22 protein-coding genes are annotated in these 22,691 nt (G+C 66.7%); 14 read left to right on the top strand and 8 right to left on the bottom strand.

The genetic code is table 11. From position 1 onward, the window contains the following. The first annotated feature begins 10 nt into the window (after positions 1-10). The 9 genes from ACQR03_RS23230 to ACQR03_RS23190 all read left to right on the top strand — a co-directional run bounded on the left by ACQR03_RS23230 (position 11) and on the right by ACQR03_RS23190 (position 11,638). Positions 11-493 (top strand): (2Fe-2S)-binding protein, encoded by a 483-nt coding sequence (locus tag ACQR03_RS23230; RefSeq protein WP_316193384.1) that lies wholly within the window; start codon positions 11-13, stop codon positions 491-493. After that, complete coding sequence (locus tag ACQR03_RS23225; RefSeq protein WP_434841921.1) at positions 493-4,038, top strand: molybdopterin cofactor-binding domain-containing protein; 3,546 nt, start codon at positions 493-495, stop codon at positions 4,036-4,038. The genes ACQR03_RS23230 and ACQR03_RS23225 overlap by 1 nt, the downstream gene beginning before the upstream one ends. Before the next feature lie 153 nt (positions 4,039-4,191). Continuing rightward, the gene (locus ACQR03_RS23220; RefSeq protein ID WP_434841920.1) at positions 4,192-4,974 is read left to right on the top strand and encodes an IclR family transcriptional regulator; all 783 of its coding nucleotides are present in this window, start codon (positions 4,192-4,194) and stop codon (positions 4,972-4,974) included. Then, positions 4,974-5,849, top strand: a complete 876-nt coding sequence (locus ACQR03_RS23215) for an ABC transporter permease (protein ID WP_315715497.1) — start codon at positions 4,974-4,976, stop codon at positions 5,847-5,849. The genes ACQR03_RS23220 and ACQR03_RS23215 overlap by 1 nt, the downstream gene beginning before the upstream one ends. Before the next feature lie 8 nt (positions 5,850-5,857). Beyond that, positions 5,858-6,736 carry an ABC transporter permease gene (locus ACQR03_RS23210; protein WP_315752086.1) on the top strand — a complete coding sequence of 293 codons (879 nt, stop codon included), beginning with the start codon at positions 5,858-5,860 and terminating at the stop codon, positions 6,734-6,736. A gap of 14 nt (positions 6,737-6,750) precedes the next feature. Next, the gene (locus ACQR03_RS23205; RefSeq protein WP_434841919.1) at positions 6,751-7,815 is read left to right on the top strand and encodes an extracellular solute-binding protein; all 1,065 of its coding nucleotides are present in this window, start codon (positions 6,751-6,753) and stop codon (positions 7,813-7,815) included. Then, the gene (locus tag ACQR03_RS23200; protein ID WP_434841918.1) at positions 7,812-8,900 is read left to right on the top strand and encodes an ABC transporter ATP-binding protein; all 1,089 of its coding nucleotides are present in this window, start codon (positions 7,812-7,814) and stop codon (positions 8,898-8,900) included. Before ACQR03_RS23205 ends, ACQR03_RS23200 begins: the two co-directional genes overlap by 4 nt. 78 nt (positions 8,901-8,978) lie before the next feature. Then, positions 8,979-10,082: a DUF917 domain-containing protein gene (locus ACQR03_RS23195; protein ID WP_315715492.1), complete on the top strand. Its 1,104-nt coding sequence runs from the start codon at positions 8,979-8,981 to the stop codon at positions 10,080-10,082. A 2-nt stretch (positions 10,083-10,084) separates the two neighbouring features. After that, complete coding sequence (locus ACQR03_RS23190) at positions 10,085-11,638, top strand: hydantoinase/oxoprolinase family protein (RefSeq protein ID WP_316202488.1); 1,554 nt, start codon at positions 10,085-10,087, stop codon at positions 11,636-11,638. A 10-nt stretch (positions 11,639-11,648) separates the two neighbouring features. Here the strand turns inward: ACQR03_RS23190 and pncA are convergent, their stop codons facing one another. Further along, positions 11,649-12,284, bottom strand: a complete 636-nt coding sequence (gene pncA, locus ACQR03_RS23185; RefSeq protein WP_315752148.1) for a bifunctional nicotinamidase/pyrazinamidase — start codon at positions 12,282-12,284, stop codon at positions 11,649-11,651. 170 nt (positions 12,285-12,454) lie between these two features. On the opposite strand from pncA, the gene ACQR03_RS23180 reads away from it, so the two are divergent. Both ACQR03_RS23180 and ACQR03_RS23175 read left to right on the top strand, forming a co-directional pair. After that, positions 12,455-12,739: a hypothetical protein gene (locus tag ACQR03_RS23180; protein WP_315715490.1), complete on the top strand. Its 285-nt coding sequence runs from the start codon at positions 12,455-12,457 to the stop codon at positions 12,737-12,739. Between the two features lie 68 nt (positions 12,740-12,807). Next, entirely contained in the window at positions 12,808-13,008 is a 201-nt protein-coding gene (locus ACQR03_RS23175) for a hypothetical protein (protein ID WP_315715489.1), read from the top strand. 2 nt (positions 13,009-13,010) lie between these two features. Here the strand turns inward: ACQR03_RS23175 and ACQR03_RS23170 are convergent, their stop codons facing one another. Continuing rightward, on the bottom strand, positions 13,011-13,211 hold the full coding sequence (locus ACQR03_RS23170) for a DUF3606 domain-containing protein (protein WP_315715488.1): 201 nt from the start codon (positions 13,209-13,211) through the stop codon (positions 13,011-13,013). Between the two features lie 76 nt (positions 13,212-13,287). Further along, entirely contained in the window at positions 13,288-14,838 is a 1,551-nt protein-coding gene (gene amaB / locus ACQR03_RS23165) for an L-piperidine-6-carboxylate dehydrogenase (RefSeq protein ID WP_434841917.1), read from the bottom strand. Between the two features lie 826 nt (positions 14,839-15,664). On the opposite strand from amaB, the gene ACQR03_RS23160 reads away from it, so the two are divergent. Continuing rightward, positions 15,665-16,291, top strand: coding sequence for a LysE family translocator (locus tag ACQR03_RS23160; protein WP_316171940.1), 627 nt, complete (start codon positions 15,665-15,667; stop codon positions 16,289-16,291). Positions 16,292-16,425: 134 nt separating this feature from the next. Further along, positions 16,426-17,190, top strand: coding sequence for a serine O-acetyltransferase (locus tag ACQR03_RS23155; RefSeq protein WP_434841916.1), 765 nt, complete (start codon positions 16,426-16,428; stop codon positions 17,188-17,190). A 34-nt stretch (positions 17,191-17,224) separates the two neighbouring features. On the opposite strand, the gene ACQR03_RS23150 is transcribed toward ACQR03_RS23155, so the two are convergent. From ACQR03_RS23150 to ACQR03_RS23130, 5 genes are all read right to left on the bottom strand, one after another. After that, positions 17,225-17,479, bottom strand: coding sequence for a hypothetical protein (locus tag ACQR03_RS23150; protein ID WP_434841915.1), 255 nt, complete (start codon positions 17,477-17,479; stop codon positions 17,225-17,227). Positions 17,480-17,614: 135 nt separating this feature from the next. Next, positions 17,615-19,237, bottom strand: coding sequence for a methyl-accepting chemotaxis protein (locus ACQR03_RS23145; RefSeq protein WP_315715483.1), 1,623 nt, complete (start codon positions 19,235-19,237; stop codon positions 17,615-17,617). A 451-nt stretch (positions 19,238-19,688) separates the two neighbouring features. After that, on the bottom strand, positions 19,689-20,072 hold the full coding sequence (locus ACQR03_RS23140; protein WP_316171943.1) for a DUF302 domain-containing protein: 384 nt from the start codon (positions 20,070-20,072) through the stop codon (positions 19,689-19,691). Positions 20,073-20,255: 183 nt separating this feature from the next. Beyond that, positions 20,256-20,636, bottom strand: a complete 381-nt coding sequence (locus tag ACQR03_RS23135) for an EF-hand domain-containing protein (protein ID WP_434841914.1) — start codon at positions 20,634-20,636, stop codon at positions 20,256-20,258. A 149-nt stretch (positions 20,637-20,785) separates the two neighbouring features. Beyond that, positions 20,786-21,520: a DUF899 domain-containing protein gene (locus tag ACQR03_RS23130; RefSeq protein ID WP_316171945.1), complete on the bottom strand. Its 735-nt coding sequence runs from the start codon at positions 21,518-21,520 to the stop codon at positions 20,786-20,788. 945 nt (positions 21,521-22,465) lie between these two features. Between ACQR03_RS23130 and ACQR03_RS23125 the strand changes: the two genes are divergently transcribed. Next, positions 22,466-22,678, top strand: a complete 213-nt coding sequence (locus tag ACQR03_RS23125; RefSeq protein ID WP_434841913.1) for a hypothetical protein — start codon at positions 22,466-22,468, stop codon at positions 22,676-22,678. The last annotated feature ends 13 nt before the right edge of the window (positions 22,679-22,691 follow it).

The following is a 22,691-nucleotide window of genomic DNA, read 5'->3' as shown; positions in this document are numbered from 1 at the left end:
ACAGAAGGGCATGACGCCAGCAACGATTCGGCTGACCGTGAACGGACGGACGCATGACGTCGCGGCCGCGCCGGACACGCCCCTGCTCCATGTGCTGCGCAACGACCTCGCTCTGAACGGTCCGAAATACGGCTGCGGCCTGGGGGAATGCGGCGCCTGCACCGTGCTGATCGATGGCCGCGCCGCCCGTTCCTGCATCATTCCGGTGGAAGGCTGCATCGGCCGCGACGTCACCACGCTGGAAGGACTGGGCTCGCGCGAGGCGCCCGATCCGGTGCAGCAGGCCTTCATCGCCGAGCAGGCCGCGCAATGCGGCTACTGCCTCAACGGCATGATCATGACGACCAAGGCGCTGCTGGCGATCAAGCCCGATCCGTCACCCGACGAGATCAAGCAAGCGCTGCGCTACAATCTCTGCCGCTGCGGCGCGCATGTCGAAATCCTCCGCGCGGCGATGCGCGCGGCCGGCCACACGCTCGAGGCGCTGGACTGATGAACGATCGCCTCACCAAGGACGCCGACATGCCTCGCGGCCGGCTGGTTGTCGAACGTCCCATAGCCGGCAAAGATGGCCAGTTCGAAACCTTCATCCGGATCACGGCGGCAGGCGAGGTCTCCGCCTTCAACGGCCATGTCGATCTCGGCACCGGCATCCGCACCGCGCTGGGACAGATCGTCGCAGAAGAGCTCGACGTCTCCTTCGCTCGGGTCGTGGTCGTGCTCGGGGACACCGCGGTCGTGCCGAACCAGGGCGCGACCATCGCCAGCGAGACAATCCAGATCACCGCCGTGCCCCTGCGCAAGGCGGCGGCGCAGGCGCGCGCCTTCCTCTTGGCGCGGGCGGCGACGCAGCTCGACCTCGACGTTCAGGACTTGACGGTCGAGGACGGACTGGTCCGCGGGCCCAACAACCGCGTCCTCAGCTATGGCGAGCTGATCGGCGATGAGACGATCCGCCTCGAGCTCGCCGACGATATCCTCGTCAAGTCGGTGAACGACTATCAGGTCGTCGGCCGCTCGGTGCCGCGCGTCGACCTGCCGGCGAAGGCGACCGGTGAGCTCACTTACGTGCATGACGTTCGCGTCCCCGGCATGCTGCACGGCCGCGTCGTGCGTCCGCCCTATGCCGGCGTCGATGCCGGCCCCTTCATCGGAACCAGCCTTCTTGGCGTCGACAGGGAGTCAGTGCGCGATGTCCCTGGCCTGGTCGACGTCGTCGTCATCGGCGACTTCATCGGCGTCGTCGCCGAGCGCGAGGAGAATGCGATCCGTGCCGCCGAGCGCCTCGAGGTGAAATGGAAGCCGGTGCCGACCCTGCGCGACCTCGATGATGTCGAGAACGCGCTGCGCGCCAATCCGTCCGCTCCGCGACGGCTGCTCGACAAGGGCGATGTCGATGCCGCCATCGCCGGCGCCGCCAAGCCGATGCGGAGGACCTATCTCTGGCCCTACCAGATGCACGGCTCGATCGGACCGTCCTGCGCGGTGGCCGACTATCGCGACGGGCAGATCCGCATTTATTCCGGCACGCAGAATCCTCATATCCTGCGCGGCGATCTCGCCAAGCTGATCGACCGTCCCGAGCACCAGATCGAGCTGATCCGCCTCGAGGCCGCCGGCTGCTACGGCCGCAACTGCGCCGACGACGTCACGGCCGATGCGCTGCTGCTGTCGCGTGCGGTCGGCCGCCCGGTGCGGGTGCAATTGTCGCGCGAGCAAGAGCATCTGTGGGAGCCCAAGGGCACCGCGCAGCTGATGGACGTCAATGGCGGCCTCAATGCCGACGGCTCGGTCGCGGCCTATGAGTTCGCCACGCGCTATCCCTCGAACGGCGCGCCGACGCTGGCGCTGCTGCTGACCGGGCGCATCGGGCCGGAGCCTGCGGTGTTCGAGATGGGCGACCGCACCGCGATCCCGCCTTACGACTATGAGCACATGCGCGTCACGGCGCATGACATGCCGCCGATCGTGCGTGCGTCCTGGATCCGCGGTGTCTCGGCGCTGCCCAACACCTTCGCGCACGAGTCCTACATCGACGAGCTCGCCGCCGAGGCCGGCATCGACCCGATCGAATACCGGCTGCGCTATCTGAAGGACGAGCGCGCACGTGATCTCGTGAACGCCGTGGCCGAGCGCGCCGGCTGGACGCCGCGCCCCGTGCGGAAAGAGAAGACGCCCGAGAACGGCGTCGTCCATGGCCGCGGCTTCGCCTACGCGCTCTACGTCCACAGCAAGTTTCCCGGCTACGGCGCGGCATGGTCGGCGTGGATCGCCGATGTCGCCGTGAATACGACCACCGGCGATGTCAGCGTCACGCGGGTCATTGCAGGCCAGGACTCCGGCCTGATGATCAATCCGGACGGGGTACGCCACCAGATCGAAGGCAACGTCATCCAATCCACCAGCCGTGCGCTGATGGAGGAGATTCCCTTCACGCGCGGCAAGGTCGCGGCACGGGAATGGGGCGCCTATCCGATCATCACCTTCCCCGACGTGCCTGAGATCGACGTGCTGATGCTGCCGCGGCCGGATCAGCCGCCGCTCGGCGTCGGCGAGTCCGCGTCCGTGCCCAGCGCCGCCGCGATCGCCAATGCGATCTACGACGCCACCGGCGTCCGCTTCCGCGAGCCGCCATTCACGCCGGAGCGCATTCTGAAAGGCCTGCGCGGCGAACGGGCGGAGACGCCGGCGCCGCAGTCGCTGCCCGCCCCCGAAAGACCGGCGACCACGTGGCCCAAGCCCTTTGCCAAGCGGGGCGGCGTGATCGCCACTGCCGTCGCGGCCTGCGCCGCGGCGATCGGCGTCGCCACCGCCGTGTTGCCCTGGCGCGCCATCGCGCCGATCACGCGCCCCGATCCCTCGGTCTATTCCGCAGCGACGATCGCGCGCGGCGAGGCGCTCGCGGCGCTCGGCAATTGCGCTGTCTGCCATACCGCGGATGGCGGCCTGATCAATGCCGGCGGCCGCGCACTGGAGACGCCGTTCGGCACGCTGTTCAGCACCAACATCACGCCCGACGTCGAGACTGGCATCGGCGCCTGGTCCTATCCCGCCTTCGAGCGCGCGATGCGCGAGGGCGTGCATCGCGACGGCCGGCAGCTCTATCCGGCGTTTCCCTACACGCATTTCGCGCGAACCGATGATGCCGACCTGCAGGCGCTCTACGCCTACCTGATGGCACAGGCGCCAGTGCGACAGCAGGCGCCTGACAACGCGCTGCGCTTCCCGTTCAACCTGCGGCCGCTGGTCGCCGGATGGAACGCTCTGTTTCACGACACGCAGCCGTTCCGGCCCGATCCGACACAATCGGAGCAGTGGAATCGCGGCTTCTATCTCGTCGAAAGCCTCGGCCATTGCAGCGCCTGTCATTCGCCGCGCAATGCGCTCGGCGCCGAGCAGCGCAACGCACATCTGGCTGGCGGCTTCGCCGATGGCTGGGAAGCCCCTGCGCTGACCGCGCTCTCGACTGCCCCGATCCCGTGGACCGAGGACGAATTCTACACCTATCTCCGCTCCGGTCAGTCGCGCTTCCATGGCGTGGCGGCCGGTCCGATGGCGCCGATCGTGAAGGATCTCACGACGCTGCCCGACACGGACGTTCGGGCCATGGCGATCTATCTCGCCTCGTTCCAGACGCCCTCGCCCGAGGCAGCGAAGCTGGAGGCGATGGCCGCGGAGTTGGAGGCGCGCACCAAGGCGACCTCGACGGCGTCTCCGGCGGCACGGCTCTATCTCGGCGCCTGCGCGGTCTGCCACGAGGTGGGCGGCCTGCCGCTGTTCGGCAGTCGGCCCTCGCTGGCGCTGAACAGCAACCTGCACAGCGCCACACCGGACAATCTGATCCACGTGATCCTAAACGGGATCATGAAGCCGGTCTCGTCCGATCTCGGCTACATGCCGGCGTTCAAGGACCATCTCAGTGACGTCCAGATCGCCGAACTCGTCGCCTATCTCCGTCAGCAGTTTGCTCCGGACAAGCCGGTCTGGACGGGCGTAGACGCCGCCGTCGGTCGCATCAGGTCCACCGTGGCGCAGTGAGGCTGAGCATGCTCCGTCTGCGCCCGGCGCCCCGACCACCACCCTGACGCGCATTCGGGCACCTCGGTGCCAGTAATTTCGCCTTGCGGCAGACGGTCTGCCGCTTCTAGAATTTGGGACTACGTTCCAAAAAATGGAACAAACGGTATCATCATGAGCGCTCTGACCAACGCCATCGACATCCTGCGCTGCTTCTCGACCGCGCGGCCCGACCTCTCCTTTGCCGACGTCCAGGTCCTGACCGGCAAGCCGAAAAGCTCGACCTCCCGCCTGCTCCGCTCGCTTCGCGATTGCGGCCTGCTCGAGCAGGATCCGCACAGCCGCCGCTACCGGCCGGGCCTGCTCACCTTCGAGCTCGGGCGGCTGCACCGGGCCCATGACGACCTGATCGCCACCGCCGAGCGCGAGCTGCGCGATGTCTGCGCGCGCACCGGCCACACCGGCTACATCGCCGTGCTCGACGGCTATCAGCAGGTGGTGCTGCGCATCGTGCCCGGCTCCAACCCGCTGCGCGTCGTCAACCCGCCGGGCCAGCGCACGCCGGCCATCATCACCTCGAACGGCCGCGCCATGCTGGCGCGTCTGACAGACCAGGAGATCCGGGCGCGCGTGCCGCTCGACTACCCGAAGGTCCCGGCCAACTCGCCGCAGAACTTCACCGAGCTGATGGCGCGGCTGAACGAGATCCGCCGGACCGGCATCTCGGACGCCGCCGACGAGGCCATCGAGGGCGTCGGCTCGCAGGGCTTTGCGCTGACGAGCGGCGAGAGCGGTGAGCTGATCGGCATCGCCGTCTCCTACTCGGTCCAGGCCACCACCGAGATCGAGCGTGCCAATGTCCGCCGCGAGCTCGGCAGCATGGCCGGAAAGCTACGGCGCATGACCGGCGATCCACTCGGCCAGACCATCGAGCAATTGGCCGGACTGGCCTCCTGATGACGAGCAGCAGCGCGCCGCGCGTCAACAGCCTGGCGCTGTTGATCCTGCCGAGCGCGCTGCTGTTTGCGCTGTTCTTCTTCCTGCCGATCGGATTGATGGCGGTGATGAGCGTCCTGACCGGCAACCCCGTGGTCATGCCGAACGTCGCCCTCACAGCCAGGCACTATGCCCGCATGGGCGATGACGGCTACTATCTCGAGGTGATCTGGACCACGATCCGGATCGGCCTCTGGACGACCCTGGCCGCGCTCGTGATCGGCTACCCGCTCGCGCATTGGATGGCGCGGATCAAGAGCCGCACCGGCCATGCGCTGCTGCTGATGGCCGTGCTGGCGCCGATGCTGACCGGCATCGTGGTGCGTACCTTCGCCTGGATGACGCTGCTGTCCGACAAGGGTGTCATCAACCAGATCCTGGCCTCGCTCGGGCTGGTCACCAGGCCATTGCAGCTGATGTACAATGAGACCGGCATCATCATCGGCCTGGTCCATATCTATGTGCCTTTCATGGTGCTGACGCTCACCGGCGTGATCGGCCGCATCGACGAGCGGCTGGAGCAGGCGGCGGAGAATCTCGGCGCCAGCCCATGGCGCGCATTTCTCGAGGTCACCCTGCCGCTCAGCCTGCCCGGCATCCTCGCCGGCTCGCTGCTCGTCTTCGCGCTCGCGATCAGCGCCTATGTCACCCCGATCCTGCTCGGCGGCTTCCAGGTCATGACCTTGCCGATCCTGATCTACCAGCAGATCTCCGCCAACTTCAACGTCGGCTTCGCGGCTGCGCTCGGCATGGTGCTGCTCATCATTTCGCTCTCGCTCGTCATCGCTTATAATCACGTGCTCGGCCTCGTTTCGGGCCAGCGCGAGCTGCAATGAGGGCGCAGATGACGAGCCTTGCTCCGGGATCGCGGCCGCCGCTCGCCGCGCCAATCGGTCTGGCGCCCACACCTGCCCTTCGCAGCAAGACGCGGCCGCTCCGGTGGGGCCGCAGGCTCTATCTCGCCGCCAACACCGCCATCCTCGTCTTCCTGCTGGCGCCGATTGCGATCGTGATCGTGTTCGCGCTCAACCCGACGCCTTTCATCCAGTTTCCACCGGTCGGCATCTCCTTTCGCTGGTTCGAGAAATTCTTCGCCTCGGGCGACTTCATGCACGCGCTGCTGTTCAGCATCGAAGTCGCGGCCATGACCACGGTCGCGGCCACCGTGCTCGGCGCCTCGGCCGCGCTGGCGATCGCCCGCGGCAACCTGCCCGGCTCCCGGCTGATCGTGGCGACCATGCTGTCGCCGCTCATGCTGCCGGCGATCCTGACCGGTCTTGCGCTGTTCCAGTCCTACGTCCTGCTCGACGTCGGACGCCCGGTGTGGGGGCTGGTGGCTGGCCACACGCTGGTGACGATTCCCTACGTGGTGCGGACCACGCTCGCCGTGCTGCACAATTTCGATGTCAGGCTGGAGGAAGCCGCGCAGAATCTCGGCGCCAGCCCCACCCGGACCTTCTTCGAGATCACGCTGCCGCTGGTGAAGCCCGGCGTTCTGGCAGGCGCGATCTTTGCTTTCATCGTCTCGTTCGACCAGTTTCCGGTGTCGCTGTTCCTGGTCGCGCCGGGCAGCGAGACCTTGCCGATCACGCTGTTCAACTATCTGAAGTTCGATCTCGACGGCACCATCGGCGCGGCCTCGGTGGTCTCGATCCTGCTCGCCTTCATCGTCGTCATCGCGCTCGACCGCACCGTAGGTCTTCGCTCCTACGTCAAACTCTAAGGGAGATCCCGGACATGACCGCCTCATCGCGTCGTTTTCCCCTGAGCCGCCGCCGCCTGCTGACTGCGGCTGCGTCGCTCGGCGCCGGCGTTGTCGCTGCTCCCTATGTCGCGCGTGCGGACGAGCCCGTTCTCAACGTCACCGGCTGGGGCGGCAAATGGGGTGACGTGATGAAGGCCGAGATCGGCCCGGCCTTCGAAAGCGAGTTCAAGTGCAAGCTCAAGACCGACACCGCGCTGCCATTCCTGCCGAAGCTGCAGGCGAGTTCGCGCTCGGCTCCCATCTACGACGTGCTGCACACCAACTCCAACGAGCAGTGGGCGGCCGTGGAGATGGGTCTCGTCGAGCCCAAGGTCGACCCCAAGCTGGTTCCGAACATTGCCGACGTCTACCCTTACGCCGTCAGCGACAAGATCGTCGGCGTCTGCATCTTCACCAGCGCCATCGGGCTCGGCATGCGCACCGACAAGGGCTATGGGAGCGTCACGTCGTGGAAAGACTACTGGGATGCGAAATTCAACGGCGCGCGCGGCGGCTATGTGATCCCTGCCAACAGCCTGGGACAGGCGTTCGTGATGATGTGCGGCGCGCTGTATGGCAAGGGCCAGACCGACCTCGACGCCGCCTATGCAGCGCTGGAGAAGCTGAAGCCGATCAAGCTGGTCGACTTCACCGGCGCGATGGAGAAGCTGATCCTGTCCGGTGAGGTCGGCCTCGGCATCCTGCATGATTCCGGCATCTATCGTTACGACGGTCAGAACCAGCCGGTCGACTTCGTCACGCCGAACGAGGGCGTGCTGTCGCTCGAGCAAGTGCTGAGCATCACGCCCGGCAGCAAGGTGAAGGAGCTCGCCAACGCCTATATCAACTACATGCTGCGCCCCGAGGTTCAAAAGCGCCTCGCTGAGACCGTCTGGTATTCGCCGGCCAACAAGAAGGTCAAGCTCGACTCCAAGTATGACGCCAAGCTGCTGACGACGCCGGAGAAGGTCGGCAAGCTGATCCAGGTCGACTGGAAGTGGTACAACGCACGGAAGGACGAGATCGACAGCCGGATCAACCGGATCTTCCGCGCATGAGCGCTGCCATCGAGATCGCCGCGGTCAGCAAGATCTATGACGGCGGCGTACGCGCAGTCGACGCGGTTGCCGTGGACATCAGGCCTGGCGAGTTCTTTTCGCTGCTCGGCCCGTCCGGCTGCGGCAAGACCACCACCCTGCGTATGATCGCCGGCTTCGACAGCCCAAGCGCCGGCGAGATCCGCCTCGACGGCGCCGACATCACCCATGTGCCGGCGCACAAGCGCGACATGGCGATGGTGTTCCAGAACTACGCCCTGTTTCCGCACCGGACCGTAGCCGAGAACGTCGCGTTCGGCCTGCGCATGCGCAAGATCGACAAGGCGACGATTGCCGCGAAGGTAAAGGCAGCGCTGGCGATGGTTGAACTCGGAGGCCTGGAGAACCGCAGGCCGGCGCAGCTGTCCGGCGGCCAGCAGCAGCGCGTCGCGCTCGCCCGCGCCATCGTCATCTCGCCGCGCGTGCTGCTCTGCGATGAGCCGCTCGGCGCACTCGACAAGAAATTGCGCCAGCAGATGCAGTTCGAACTCAAGCGGCTGCAAAAGACGCTTGGCCTCACCCTCGTGTTCGTCACCCACGACCAGGAGGAGGCGCTGGCCATGTCGGACCGCATCGCGGTCATGAACGCCGGCCGCGTCGAGCAGATCGGCACCCCGCTCGAGATCTACGATCGGCCGCGGACGCGTTTCGTCGCCGATTTCATCGGCGACACCAACATTTTTCGTGGTCAGCGCGTGACCTTGGACAATGGCGTCGGGATAGCCGTCGGCAACGGTCTGGTACTGTCCCTGGCGGACACAGTTGCAGCAGCCGAGGCCGAGGTTCTGTCGGTCGCGCTGCGGCCGGAGAAGATCTCGGTATCGCCAGCCGAGGTGGCCGATGCCAAGCGGACAGGCATGTCCGCGCGCGGCACCGTCGGGAGCACCAATTTCCTCGGCGGCGCGGTGCTGTACCGCATCGCCCTGGAGAGCGGACAGCACGTGCTGGCGCAACAGCCGAATTCCGGAGCTGGTCCTCTCCATGCGCCGGGTCAAACGGTCACGCTCGACTGGCGTCCGGCCGATCTCGTCATTCTCGAGGATTGATATTGTGAGCGTTATATTCCTATTCCCGCAGCAGTACCGTGCGCCGCAGTCACAGAGCGACGTCGAAGAGCTTGTGCCGTGAGCGCAGCCGGCATGAAGACGATCAGCCTCGACGACATCGAGGCGCTCGCGGTCGGCGCCTGGATCCTCGGCACCGGCGGCGGCGGCAGCCCCTATCTCGGCCTGCTCAACCTGCGCCGGCTCTATGCGGAGGGGCATCGCGTGCAAATGATATCGCCGCTGGACCTCGCCGACGACGACTGGGTCGCGGTGGTCTCCAACATGGGCGCCCCCTTGGTCGGGCAGGAACGGCTGGCCGACAGCCGCAGCATCGCGCGTGCGGTGCGCATGCAGGAGGAGATCAACGGCATCACATTTCGCGCCGTGATGTCGGTCGAGATCGGCGGCGGCAACGGCATGCAGGCGCTGATGGCGGCGGCGCATCTGAACATCCCCGTGGTCGACGCCGACTGCATGGGCCGCGCCTTTCCCGAGGCGCAGATGACGTCGGTCGCGATCGGCGACCTCAAGCCCTATCCCTGCACGCTCTACGATCCGCGCGGCATCGAGGCCGTCGTGACCAAGGTGCCGAGCTGGAAGTGGATGGAGCGCGCCAGCCGCAAGATCTGCGTCGAGATGGGCTCGATCGCCTCGACCAGCAAGGCGCCGCGCACGGGCCGCGAGGTCAAGGACTGGGGCATCCATTTCACCACCACCAAGGCGATTGCGATCGGCCGTGCGGTCGAGGCAGCCAACCGGAGCCACCAGGATCCGATCGCGGCGATCCTCGATTGTGAGGGCGGCCAGCGGCTGTTCAGCGGCAAGATCGTCGACGTCGAGCGCCGCACCACCGAGGGCTTTCTGCGCGGCAGCGCCGTCGTGGAGGGCAGCGACGACGATCGCGGCACCCGGCTCAAGCTGTCGTTCCAGAACGAATGGATCGTGGCTTGGCGCGATGGCGAAGCCATCGCGATGTCGCCGGACCTGATCTGCGTGCTCGACAGCGTCAATGGCCACGGCATCGGCACCGAGACGGCGCGCTACGGCCAGCGCGTCACCGTGATCGCGCTGCCCGCGCCCGCCGTATTGACCAGCCCGCGCGGGCTCGAATTCGTCGGCCCCCGCGCCTTCGGTTATGACCTCGATTTCCGGTCGCTGTTTGCGACCCCTGGAGCTCCCTGAGAATGAAGCGGATTGGCATTGACGTCGGTGGCACCAACACCGACGCCGTCCTGATTGCCGACGACCATGTCGTCCACTCCGTCAAGGCTGCGACCACCGCCGACGTCACCTCCGGCATCCTCGCGGCGCTGAAGGCGCTGCGAGAAAATCCCGCGGCGGCCGTGCCGGTCGACGCGGTGGTGATCGGCACCACGCATTTCATCAATGCGGTGGTGCAGCGGCGGCACCTGCAGAAGATCGGCGCCATCCGCATCGGGATGCCCGCCTCCGCCTCGCTGCCGCCGTTCTGCGACTGGCCGGGCGATCTCGCCGCGCTGGTCAGCGGCGAGACCTTCATGCTCGAAGGCGGCCACGATTATGATGGCCGCCCATTCATGCCGCTCGACATCGGCGGCCTGAAAGCCGCCGCGCGCGCGATCAAGGCCAAGGGCCTGCGCGCGGTCGCGGTCGCCTCGTCGTTCTCGCCGCTCGACCCGAGCTGTGAGATCGCGGCGCGGGAAATCCTCGCCGAGATCTGCCCTGATGTGGCCGTCACGCTCTCGCACGACCTCGGCCGCATCGGACTGCTGGAGCGCGAGAACGCCGCCCTGCTCAATGCCGCGCTCCACGACCTCGCGGTCACGACGGTCGCCGCCTTCCGCAAGGCGATCGCGGAGTCCGGCATCGATGCGCCGCTGTTCCTGACGCAGAACGACGGCACCGTGATGCAGGCGGAGATCGCGACCGCCTTCCCGGTCATGAGCTTCGCCTCCGGCGCCACCAACTCGATGCGCGGCGCCGCGTATCTCTCCGGCCTCGACGACGCCATGGTCGTCGACGTCGGCGGCACCACCAGCGACATCGGCCAGTTGCGCCACGGCTTTCCGCGCGAGGCCAACACCGTCGTCGAGGTCGGCGGCGTCCGCACCCTGTTCCGCATGCCCGATTTGCTCTCGATCGGGCTCGGCGGCGGCAGCCATGTCGAGCAGGATCCGGTCCGCGTCGGCCCGCTCAGCGTCGGATACCGGCTGACATCCGACGCGCTGGTGTTTGGCGGCAACCGCCTGACCGCGACCGACATCGCGGTCGCGGCGGGGCTGATCGACATCGGCGACAGATCGCGCGTCGCGCATCTGCCGAAAAGCCTGATCGACGCCGCGCTCGCCGACGCCCACCGCAAGCTCGAGGGCGACATCGACCGCATGAAGACCGAGGCCGGCGACGTGCCGCTGCTCGCGGTGGGCGGCGGCGCCTTCCTGGTGCCGGAGCGCCTTGCCGGCATCTCCACCATCGTGCGCGTCGACCATGGCGACTGCGCCAACGCGGTCGGCGCCGCCATCGCCCAGGTCTCCGGCGAGGCCGACCAGGTCTTCCGCGACCTGACCCGCGACGAGGCCATCGCGGCGGCGCGGGCCATCGCCGAGGAGCGCGCGGTGCAGGCCGGCGCCGACCGCGACACGCTCAAGACGGTCGATGTCGAGGACATGCCGATCGCCTACCTCCCCGGCAACGCGCTGCGCGTCCGCGTCCGCGTCGCCGGCGCCATCGCCGAGCCGACCATCGGCGCGGCGGCGTAGTCCATCGTCGCTACGCCAGCTCGGCGATCCGCTCGACCCCGGCCTCCGCGCCCTGCGCCTTGGCCGCCGCCATCGAGCCGCCGAGGTCGATGCCGCGGCAGGCGTTGTCGATGACGATGGCCGCGAAGCCGAGCCGCCGCGCATCGACCGCCGAATAGTGCACGCAGAAATCGGTGGCGAGACCGACCAGGAAAACCCGCTTCAGGCCGCGCTCGCGCAGGTAGCCGGCGAGGCCCGTGGGCGTGGTCTTGTCGTTCTCGAAGAACGCCGAGTAGGAATCGATCGCGGCACGAAAGCCCTTGCGGATGATGAGCTGCGCCTTGTCGGTCGCAAGCTCGGCATGGAAGGCGGCGCCCGGCGTGCCCTGGATGCAGTGGTCCGGCCACAAGGTCTGCGGCCCGTAGGGCATCGTGACGCTCTCGAACGGCGCCTTGCCGGGGTGGCTCGAGGCGAACGAGCTGTGTCCCGCCGGGTGCCAGTCCTGGGTCAGGACGACGTGATCGAACATCCCGCTCAGCCGGTTGATCGCCGGCACCACGGCATCGCCGTCGGCCACGGCGAGCGCGCCGCCGGGACAAAAATCGTTCTGCACATCGATGATGAGCAGCAAATCCTCGTTGGCCCTGATCTGCATTCCGGTCTGCATCCGTTTCACTCAAACTCCATCAAGGATGGCCCCAGCGCGCCGCGATCTCAAGCCGGGCCGCCGAATAATCCGCGGCAAGCCAGCCCCTCCATTTTGGAATCCCTGCCCTGCAGGACGGGCCTGGATACGCCAGCCGATTCATGGATTCTCCCGGCGGGAGAGCGTGGCCGATGCAGACTGCCGTCACACACCATTCCGCGAGCCAGCGTCTCGAGCGCTGGGCGGTCGCCACCCTGCGCGAGGCCGGCGCGATCGTCGAATGCGAACAGCACGGCTGGATGCGCGAGCGCGGCGACCCGCATGCGCTGGCGCGGGCGCTTCGCATCGCACGCGACGATCCGCCACGCGGCTTGTGTAGTTCGGACGCGCTCGCGGCGATCGAGGCCGTCCTGGCCGCGACCGGCGACACCTGCCCTGATTGTTCACGGCACGGAGAGCCGGAATATCCGCCGTGATTCAAATAAGTGATTCCGTAGCTACCCCGAGATGCCCTAGCCTGAGGCCTCCACCGGGAGACGCAATCATGCCGAATCATCCGGTCCCGTGGCTGCTGCGCAAGCCATGCCCGACCTGCGGCCGTGCGCTCGCGGTTCGCGAGGGCAAGGGCGGGCGCCGCGAGCTTGCTTGTCCGACCTGCGATGGGCCCGATCCGCTGCACTCGCCCAAGGCGCTCCGCTGGGCGAGGGGATCGCTTCGGCCGCCGGAGCGGCCGAAGCAGCATTGACGTCACTGGCGCGTCAGCTTGCGCTCGACTTTCTTGCGGCTGTTGCCGACCTTCTTGACCGCCTTCTTCACCGCGGACGCCGAGCGGCCGCTCTTCTTGGCTTCGTAGCGGACTTCGTGGTCCTGTCCACCCGCGACGCGGGCGCGATCCTGGTTGCGTCCGCGCGCTGACTTTGCGGTCGAGGCTTTCTTCTTCGTTGCCATGGTGCATCTCCTTATCAGCGCGCAACGCACGACGCAGCGAAGCGGTTCCGCCGATGAGAGAGCCCCATCGCATCGATCAGCCGAGGTCGAACTTGACGCCCTGCGCCAGCGGCAGGCTGCGGCCGTAGTTCACGGTGTTGGTGGCCCGGCGCATATAGGCCTTCCATGAATCCGAGCCGGACTCACGGCCGCCGCCGGTCTCCTTCTCGCCGCCGAACGCGCCGCCGATCTCGGCGCCCGAGGGGCCGATATTGACGTTGGCGATGCCGCAATCGGAGCCGCGCGACGACACGAACAGTTCGGCCTCGCGCAGATCATTGGTGAAGATCGACGACGACAGCCCCTGCGGCACCGCATTGTGCAGCTCGATCGCGGCATCGAGATCGCGATACGGCATCACATAGAGAATCGGCGCGAACGTCTCGCGCTCGACCGGACCGGATTGCGATTCGATCTCGACCAGGGCCGGCCGCACGTAGTACGCCTCCGCAAAGCCGCCGACCGCGACGCGCTCGCCGCCGAACACGCGGCCGCCGTGATCCCGCGCGGCGCTCAGCGCGTCCTGCATGGCGTCGTAGGCGCCGCGATCGATCAGCGGGCCGATCAAGGTGCCCTGCTCCAGCGGATTGCCGATCGCCACCGAGGCGTAGGCCTGCTTCAGCCGCGGCACGAGCTGGGTGTAGACGTCGGCATGCACGAACAGGCGGCGCAGGCTGGTGCAGCGCTGGCCCGCGGTGCCCATCGCCGCGAACGCCACGGCGCGCAGGGTGAGATCGAGGTCGGCCGTGGGCGTGACGATCGCGGCATTGTTGCCGCCGAGCTCGAGGATCGCGCGGGCAAAGCGGCCGGCAAGACAAGCGCCGACGACGCGCCCCATGGCGGTCGATCCGGTCGCCGACACCAGCGGCACCCTGGCATCGTCGACCAGCATCTCGCCGACCGCGCGGCCGCCGAGCAGCAGGCCGGCGAGCCCCTCCGGCGCCTCGCCGCCCCCGCGACGATAACGCTGCAGCGCGCGCGCCAGCAACGCGTCGGTCGCGAGCGCGGTGAGCGGCGTCTTCTCCGACGGCTTCCAGACGACGCTGTTGCCGCACACCATCGCCAGCGCTGCATTCCAGGCCCACACCGCCACGGGGAAGTTGAAGGCGGAGATCACGCCGGTGACCCCCAGGGGATGCCAGGTCTCCATCATCCGGTGCTCGGCGCGCTCGGTGGCGATGGTCAGGCCATACAGCTGGCGTGACAGGCCGACGGCGAAGTCGCAGATGTCGATCATCTCCTGGACCTCGCCGAGCCCCTCGGAGACGATCTTGCCGGCCTCGATCGAGACCAGGCGGCCGAGCGCGGCCTTGTGGGCGCGCAGCTCCTCGCCGAACAGCCGCACCAGTTCGCCGCGCTTCGGTGCCGGCTTGAGCCGCCACTGCAAGAACGCGGCATGCGCGCGCGCGATCACCGCGGTCGCATCGGCCCTGCTGTCGTCATGCACATGGGCCAACACCTCGCCGGTCACCGGCGAACGGGCGGCGCGCGTCCCACCGCGCAGCCGCTCCGGCGCGACGCCGAGCGAGGTCAGGATCTCGGCCGTTTCGACAACGAGTGTCAGGGGCGATGCTTGGCTGGGCGACATATGCAACTCCGGATTGTCCCACGCACCGGTGCACGCGAGACGTCATGAATGGTCCATCGTAAACGCCCCCGTGTAGATCAAATCCGGCTGCGGCGCGAGCACCCGCGCGCTGGGCAAACGGCCACTGGGCAGGTCGCTCGTCGGCGCACGGAGGCGTCCTCCCGCTCGTTCTGTTTCGCGCGCGCCGGCTGAGCCTTCTGGCGCGCATCGGCAAGATCCCGCGACGCAACGCGCCCGGGCTGATGGGATCGACGACCCCTCGCGAAACACGAGGGCGCAGGGAATGCCGGGAGCTGGCCGCCCCCATGGCCCGCCTGCGAAAAAAATGCAGGCGGCAGGAACCACAGGTTCAGCCGAGACATCCCGGCATTCCCCGCGCGATGGTCTTCACGCTTATACCGTGATCTCCCCGGTGTACGGCTCTTTAGCCACCGTCGCCCTCGGACTCATCGCCCGAAAGCTTAGCGCCAGCGTCGCGGCGCCAGGACCACACGACTTCACGTCCGCCGGCTGCCGTTCGTCCGCGTGCAAGCACGCTGCGGCAGATAAGCGGCCATCGCCTCCCCGCCTCACGTGTCGTGACGATCGCGATACGCCCCTCGTGGCGAAGCAGGATGGATGCAGTAGAGCACATTTTCTGGAAAAGCGAAAGCGCTTTTTTTGGAGCGCCGCAGTGATCGAAGGTCGTTCATGACACGTCTTGCGTTGGCAGACGGATTGTGATCGTCGAGGAAAACGGCGAAGCGGCTCTCGCAACAAAGATCATTGCGGCCCTATCCGCCTCGATATACCAACGTCGCATATGTCCTCGCGAGAGACGATCAGCATGACGATCGAGACTTTGTTCGCGTTTGCGGGAACGTCCATCATCCTCCTGGTGATCCCGGGGCCGACGGTTCTGCTGGTGGTCTCCTATGCGCTGGGCCAGGGGTGGCGAACCGCGCTGCCGACGGCCCTCGGCGTCGCGCTGGGCGACTTCACCGCCATGACCTTGTCCATGCTGGGCGTCGGTGCGTTGCTGGCGACCTCGGCGCTGCTGTTCACCGTGCTGAAATGGATCGGCGCGGCCTATCTCGTCTGGCTTGGGATCAAGCTGTGGCAGGCCGGCGGCGCGCTGAACGCCGTGCCGCGGACCGACAGGACCTCGGCGCTGAAGATGCTCGGTCACGCCTGGATCGTCACGGCGCTGAACCCGAAGAGCATCACCTTCTTCGTCGCGTTCCTGCCGCAGTTCCTCAGTCCGAACGGCAGCTTCCTCACGCAGATGGTGGTGTTCGAATCGACCTTCGTCGTGCTCGCCTTCGCCAACGCCGTCGGCTATGCGCTGATCGCCTCGCGCGCCCGCGCGCTCGTACGGAGCGCGAAGGTGATCAGCATCTTCAACAAGGCGGGCGGCACCCTTCTGATCGGTGCGGGCGTCGCCGCCGCAGCGGCGCGGACGGCGCAGAACTGAACGGACTGCGACCTTCGGCGTGGATCGTCGCCGGCCACATCGGATGACGACGCCCGCGAGGCGTCGTCCAGGTTTCTGCAACGCGCAGGTCAGGCTATATTGTCGCCGTCACCTGTTATCGAGCAGGCTTTGCCATGGCCGACACACACCCATCCAGTCCCGAGCTCTGGTCGTCGATCCAGCACGAGGCCCGGCGCATCGCCGCGGCCGATCCCGTGTTCAGCCGCGCCCTGTCGGCTGCAATCCTCGATCATTCTGATCTCGGCAGCGCCGTCGCGCAGCAGATTGGCATCCGCCTCGGCAGTGGCGATGCCGCGCGCGCCCGATTTGCCGCGGTCGCGCGCGAGGCGTATGCCGCCGCGCCTGAGCTCGTCGAGGCGGCGGGTCGCGACCTCGGGGCGATCGCGGCGCAGGATCCAGCGACGACGGCGCTGCTGCCGCCGCTGCTGAACTACAAAGGCTACGTCGCGCTGCAGGCGCATCGCGTCGCGCACTGGCTCTGGAGCAACGGGCAACCCGACCTGGCGCTCCTGATGCAGGCGGACTCGTCAACATCCCTGCAGGTGAGCATCCATCCCTCGGCGCGGCTCGGGACCGCGGTGTTTCTCGATCATGCTACCGGCATCGTCATTGGCGCCCACAGCAGCATTGGCCACGACGTCACCATTCTGCAGAACGTTACGATCGGACGACCCGACGCGCTGCCCGGCCGCGCCCCGCGGATCGGCCGCGGCGTGCTGCTCGCCTCGGGCGCGACCGTGCTGGGCGACGTCGCGATCGGTGATTTTGCCAAGATCGGCGCCGGTGCCGTCGTCACCACCGATGTGCCGTCGGGCTGCACCGCCGTGGGCACGCCGGCGCGCCTGACGAACTGCCCGGAGCAGCCGGTCCCAGCCTGACCACGACTCCTCGCGCCCCCTGGGGCGGCCGGTTTTACAGCAATGTTTCAAGCTTGCCCACGGTGACGGAGATCAGGTCGCGGATCTTGTCGCACTCGGCCGCAAGCGATGCGAGGGCCGGATCCGACCTGATGCACCGGTCCAGATTGTCGACCGCGCTTCGCCAAGCCTCCAATTCGCGCCGCAGCCGTCCGATCTCGCTGGTGACCACCGCATCGCGCCGCCGTTCTGCTCTCGCGTCGATGATCCGCAACGGGGCCCGGGCGGGAAATGCGAGGATATCAGCCACGGATCGCCCCGATGGGAAAGGTGGAATTCGGCGAAGACGACAGGCGCATGACGTGCGGGGCGGCGGCATTGCCTGCAACGGCGCGGCGGCCTGGATTGACAGGCCGCCGCGCGATCGGTGCTTTCCGATCCGACCTCAAGCCGCGGCGCGCTCGGCCAGAGCCTGAGCCTCGGCCGCGGCGCGCGCCATGCTGGACGACATCTCGCTCGTGACGGTGCTCTGCTCCTCGACGGCGGCGGCCGTCGACGTCACATACTCGCTGACGTTCTGGATCGCCTGCTTGATCGAGCCGAGAGACGTGACGACGCCCCCGGAAATATTGTTGAGACTGTCGATCTCGGTCGCGATCTTGTCGGTGGCGGTCTTTGCCTGGGTGGCAAGGTTCTTGACCTCGGAGGCAACCACGGCAAAGCCTCTGCCAGCTTCGCCGGCCCTGGCGGACTCGATGGTGGCATTCAGCGCCAGCAGATTGATCTGGCCGGTGATGTTGTGGATCATCTCGACGATGCCGCTCATCGACTGAGCGGCATCCGAGAGCCGCTGCGCCTGCGCATCGGCTGAGGTGACACGGTCCACCGCGCCCATGGCGGTCTCGCGCGACTTCGTCATGGCTTCGGAAATCTCGCGCACGGACGCGTTGAGCTCCTCCGCGCCCGCCGCCACCGATTCCATCATGGCGCGCACGCGCTCGTTGCCCATGCGAACGAAGACCTGCCGGGTGACGTCGGTCGCGTATTTGACCACCTTGAACGGCTTGCCGTTGAGGTCGAGGATCGGATTGTAGGAGGCCTGGATATAGACCTCCCGGCCGCCCTTGCCGATGCGCTTGTATTCGGCCGACTGGTACTGACCACGGTTCAGGCTGGCCCAGAAGTCGCGGTAGGCGGCGCTCTCCCGCTCGGACGGTTCGACGAACATGCTGTGATGCTTGCCCCGGATCTCGGCCAGCGTGTAGCCGAGCGCATGCAGGAAATTGTCGTTCGCGGTGATGACCGTACCGTCCATGTTGAACTCGATCACGGCCTGGGACTTGCCGATGGCCTCGATCTGGCCGGCGAGGTCGGCGTTCGTCAGCTTCTGCGCGGTGACATCGGTTGCGAACTTGACGACCCCGATTGGCCTGCCCGTCGCATCCAGCACCGGATTGTAGGTGGCAAGGATCCACACTTCCTTGCCGCCCTTGCCGATGCGCTTGTATTCGCCGCCCTGATATTCGCCGCGATTGAGAGCTGCCCAGAACTCGCGGTAGGCCGCGCTGTCGCGCAGCGCGGGTTCGACGAACATGCTGTGATGCTTGCCCTGGATCTCGTCGAGGCGATAGCCCAGCGCGTCCAGGAAATTCTTGTTGGCACTGACGATGGTGCCGTCGAGCTTGAATTCGATCATGGCCTGCGCGCGATCGATGGCGGCAAGCTTGGAGCCGTCGGCCATGCTGCGCAGCTTCTTCTCGGTGATGTCGGTCGCGAACTTGACGACCTTCACCGGCTTGCCGGCGCTGTCGAGGACGGGATTATAGGACGCTTCGATCCAGATTTCGCGACCGCCCTTGCCGATGCGCTTGAACTCGGCGGCCTTGAGCTCGCCGCGGCTCAGCGCCGCCCAGAACTCGCGGTAGGCGGCACCGTCGCGTTCGGAAGGCTCCACGAACATGCTGTGATGCCTGCCCTGGATTTCCTCTAGCTGATAGCCGAGTGCGTTCAGGAAGTTCTTGTTCGCGGTGATGATCGTGCCGTCGAGCTGGAATTCGATCACGGCCATCGCGCGACTGATTGCTGCAAGCTGTGCTTCCGCGTCCGAGCGGCTGTTCGATCGAAACAACAAGATAACCTCCAGATGAATAGTTCGTTTGCAGATGGTCGGCGGCGACGACGATCGTCCCGCGCGCCCGGCGACATGTCTGCGCAAAAATTGATGCAACTTGTTCCACTCTCGTTAAAGCGCGTTGAGAATTCCGGCTTTTCCGTAGTTCTACCGCTGTGACATGACGTCCGACATACAATAACGTCGCGCGGAAGCTGCGCTGCGGCCCCCGGAGCGTCGACAATCGGGCGCGTGGCGCGGAGATCGTGGGGCGTCAAGTCGGTCGATCGCATGCCTGCCGCAGCTCTGCTGCGGAAGCATGCGATCACCGCGGTCCATCATCCCTGGTGTCGTCATGCACCTGGGCCGGCGATCCTCCGATCAGCGGTGGTCCCGTTGGACGGCAGAGCTAGACCGCCTCGACCACCGCTTTCAAGGCGTCAGAAACCTTTGTGGCGAGCGTCGCGAGCGCCGCGTTCTCGATGGCCTGCATCGAGGCGACGGGATTCACGGCGGCGACCTCGACCCTCCCGCCGATCTCCTGGACGATGACATTGCAGGGAAGCATGGTGCCGATCCGGCTCTCCGCCTGCAATGCTTCATGCGCCAGCTTCGGATTGCAGGCGCCCAGGATGGTGTAGGGCCGAAAGTCGGCGCCGATCTTCTCGCGCAGCGTCGCCTGCACATCGATGCGGGTCAGAACGCCAAAGCCGCGTGCCTTCAGCTCGGCCGTCACCCGCTCGATCGCCGCGTCGAACGATAGATTGACCGCTTTGGCAAAATAGTAGGTCATGCTCGCCTCTTTTCCGGCTGGTCTGCCGCCGCGTCGACGCAGTTCGTCGCACGCGGCGATCGGATCTGACGGCGGCACTGTTGCGCGTCCGTGCGGCGGGCACTTGATCGAGATCAGCGAAATGGCCGCACTTGCCGGACTCGCGCCAGCGCAGGCCCGGCCATCACGCCGGTTTGACGCCGGTCATTGCGGCCCGTGCATGAACGCCTGCATCTCTTCCCGGGTCAACTTGCCGTCCTTGTTGCTGTCCATGGCCTTGAAGATGCGCTCATGCGCCGCCTGGAATTCCTGCAGCGAGATCGTGCCGTCGCCGTCGGCGTCGACAAGTGCGAACACCATGCGCATCAATGCCGGGCCCATGACGCCGCCGCCCATCCCGCCGCGTCCCATCGGGCCGGGCATATGCCCCATCATGCCGCCCATCGGCGAGCCGGTTCCCGGGGCCATCGCAGGCGGCTGCGTCTTCTGCTGATCCGGCGTGGTCTGGCTTTGCGCCAGAGCGGCGGCGGTGCCGCAGGCAAAAACCAGGGCTGATATCGTCAGTCGCAACATGGCTCGGCGCATGGAAGCCTCCTCGAATGCGTCATCACGCGCGACAAGTCCGCCGACCGGGCATCGATCCTATGAGGACCCTTCACGATTTCCTGTGTCCGCATGGCGGCATTGACGGCGCCGCGGATCACGCTGCGCTGATCCGCCCTGCTCGTTTCGATCTACCGGCCGCAATGACAGTCTCGCGCGCCGCTTTCCTCATATTCATCGTGCAGGCGCACCCAATCGGAGAGGTTGCCGCGGCCGGTCTCGTTGCGGCCCTTGGGCGTGAGATCGAGATAGTGATAGGCGCCGATCAGGGGATCGCCGCCGCGGGAGCGGACCTGGAACGTGCAGAAGATGTTGCCGGCGTCGTCCTTGGTGAACACGGTCAGGCCCGGGAGCTCGGGCGACCTGCTCGTCAAGGGTGAGAAATTGTAGGCGGCCTTGCCCGTCGCGATCTGCTCGTCCGAGAACGAGACCTGAAAGTCGAAGTTGAAATCACTGCCCTCGGATGACACCCAGTCGAACGCCCAGCCCATGCGCGCCTTGAACGGCGCGATCTCGGCGAGCGGCGCACGCGACACGACGACCAGGCTGACGTCGTGGTGGCGGAGGTGCTGGTTGGCGCCGTCGATGTGGTCGCACAGAAACGAGCAGCCGGGACAGCGGTGCGGATCGCCCGGCGCCATCATGAAATGATAGACGATCAGCTGGCTCCGTCCCTGAAACAGATCGCCCAGGCTGACGGGTCCGTCCCCCGCCTGGAAGACGTAGTCCTTCTCGACCCGCACCCACGGCAGCGCCCGGCGGGCGGCAGCCAGCGCATCGCGCTGCCTGATGAAGGCCTTCTCCTGGGCGAGGTGGGCGCGATGCGCTTCGGTCCATTCGTCCGCGGTGACTATTCTGGGGGTCATGTCTGGAATCCTCCGTGTCCTTCGCAGAGGACGATGCAAGGCTCGGCGGCCCGACACCGACGCCATCTATTTTCTCGGCGGGTCATCGCAGCGCGGCCGGGTGCGGGGAACCGCGGATCGACCAGAAAAGGCCAGCGTCGGGCGCCCCCACTCCCATCTCAGACCGGCGTGCGCGGTCGACCTGATCCACCGCCCGCTCTCGTCCGTTTCGGGGCAGCCATGGCAGACGTGTCGGATCAGAGCAGTGACTCCCACAGCGGTCGGACCGAGCCGGCGCGCTGCCGCGGCTGCGGACAACCGGCGCGCGCGGTTCAGAGCATCCTGAACCCACGAACCGGCGAAGCGGCGCGTCTGTTCAATTGTACCGCCTGCGGATCTGTCAATTGGATGGACGACCGGCGGTGAGCACCGGTTCGGTCGCGGCTGGCTGCCGGCAAAAAACTGATCCGCGAGGAACAGACCTCGCATTCGGCCGTTTTCGATGATCGCCTCCGGTCCTGCAGACCCTGCCTCAAGCCGATGGTCTTGAGCTTCGCCATCGCGAGCGGGTCAGGCATCCCATGACGATCCTGACCCGCCGGTTGCGACGGCACGAGCTGAACACCATCGACACCGCGGCACCTCGGCTTTGGCTCGGCAGCGGCACGCGTGGCGCATCTCGTCGCTGAGCTGCGACAACGCCTGGCGGAGGTCGGTCTTGTCGGCGACAACGAGTATCAGTTCCCGATTACGAGCCTGCGCTCGCCGAAGCCCTCGCTCTCAGCACGGTGCATGTGAAGCGGGTGCTTCAGGAGTTCCGCGTTCAGGGTGTTCCGGACATCCGCAGGAACCTTGTCACAATGTTCGATTTTGAGATGGTCGTGGCTGCTGGAGGGTTCGATCCCGCATATCTCCACCAGATCGACGGCTCCCGCCTTCGGGTGACGGCAGATCAGGACGAACGAGATGCGCTTCTATGTGACAAGTCCTGGCGAAATGCGCGGCGATGGCGTCGATTTCGATGATGTCGAGACGGTGCTGATGCAGACGGCGGACACCGCGCTTGCAATCGCGCGCGACCGGCTCGATCTCTCCTCCACGAACGTCCGCCTCAAGGTCAGCTCCGATGACGGCGAGGTCGGGCATGTCACGGTTTCGGTGCTGATCGAGCGCGGTTGATCGCGAACTGGAG

It is taken from the genome of Bradyrhizobium sp. HKCCYLS3070 (assembly GCF_051167575.1).
In the GTDB taxonomy this organism is placed as follows: domain Bacteria; phylum Pseudomonadota; class Alphaproteobacteria; order Rhizobiales; family Xanthobacteraceae; genus Bradyrhizobium.
Note: the sequence above shows the minus strand (reverse complement) of the source record. Positions and strands in the feature narration are given on the sequence as shown.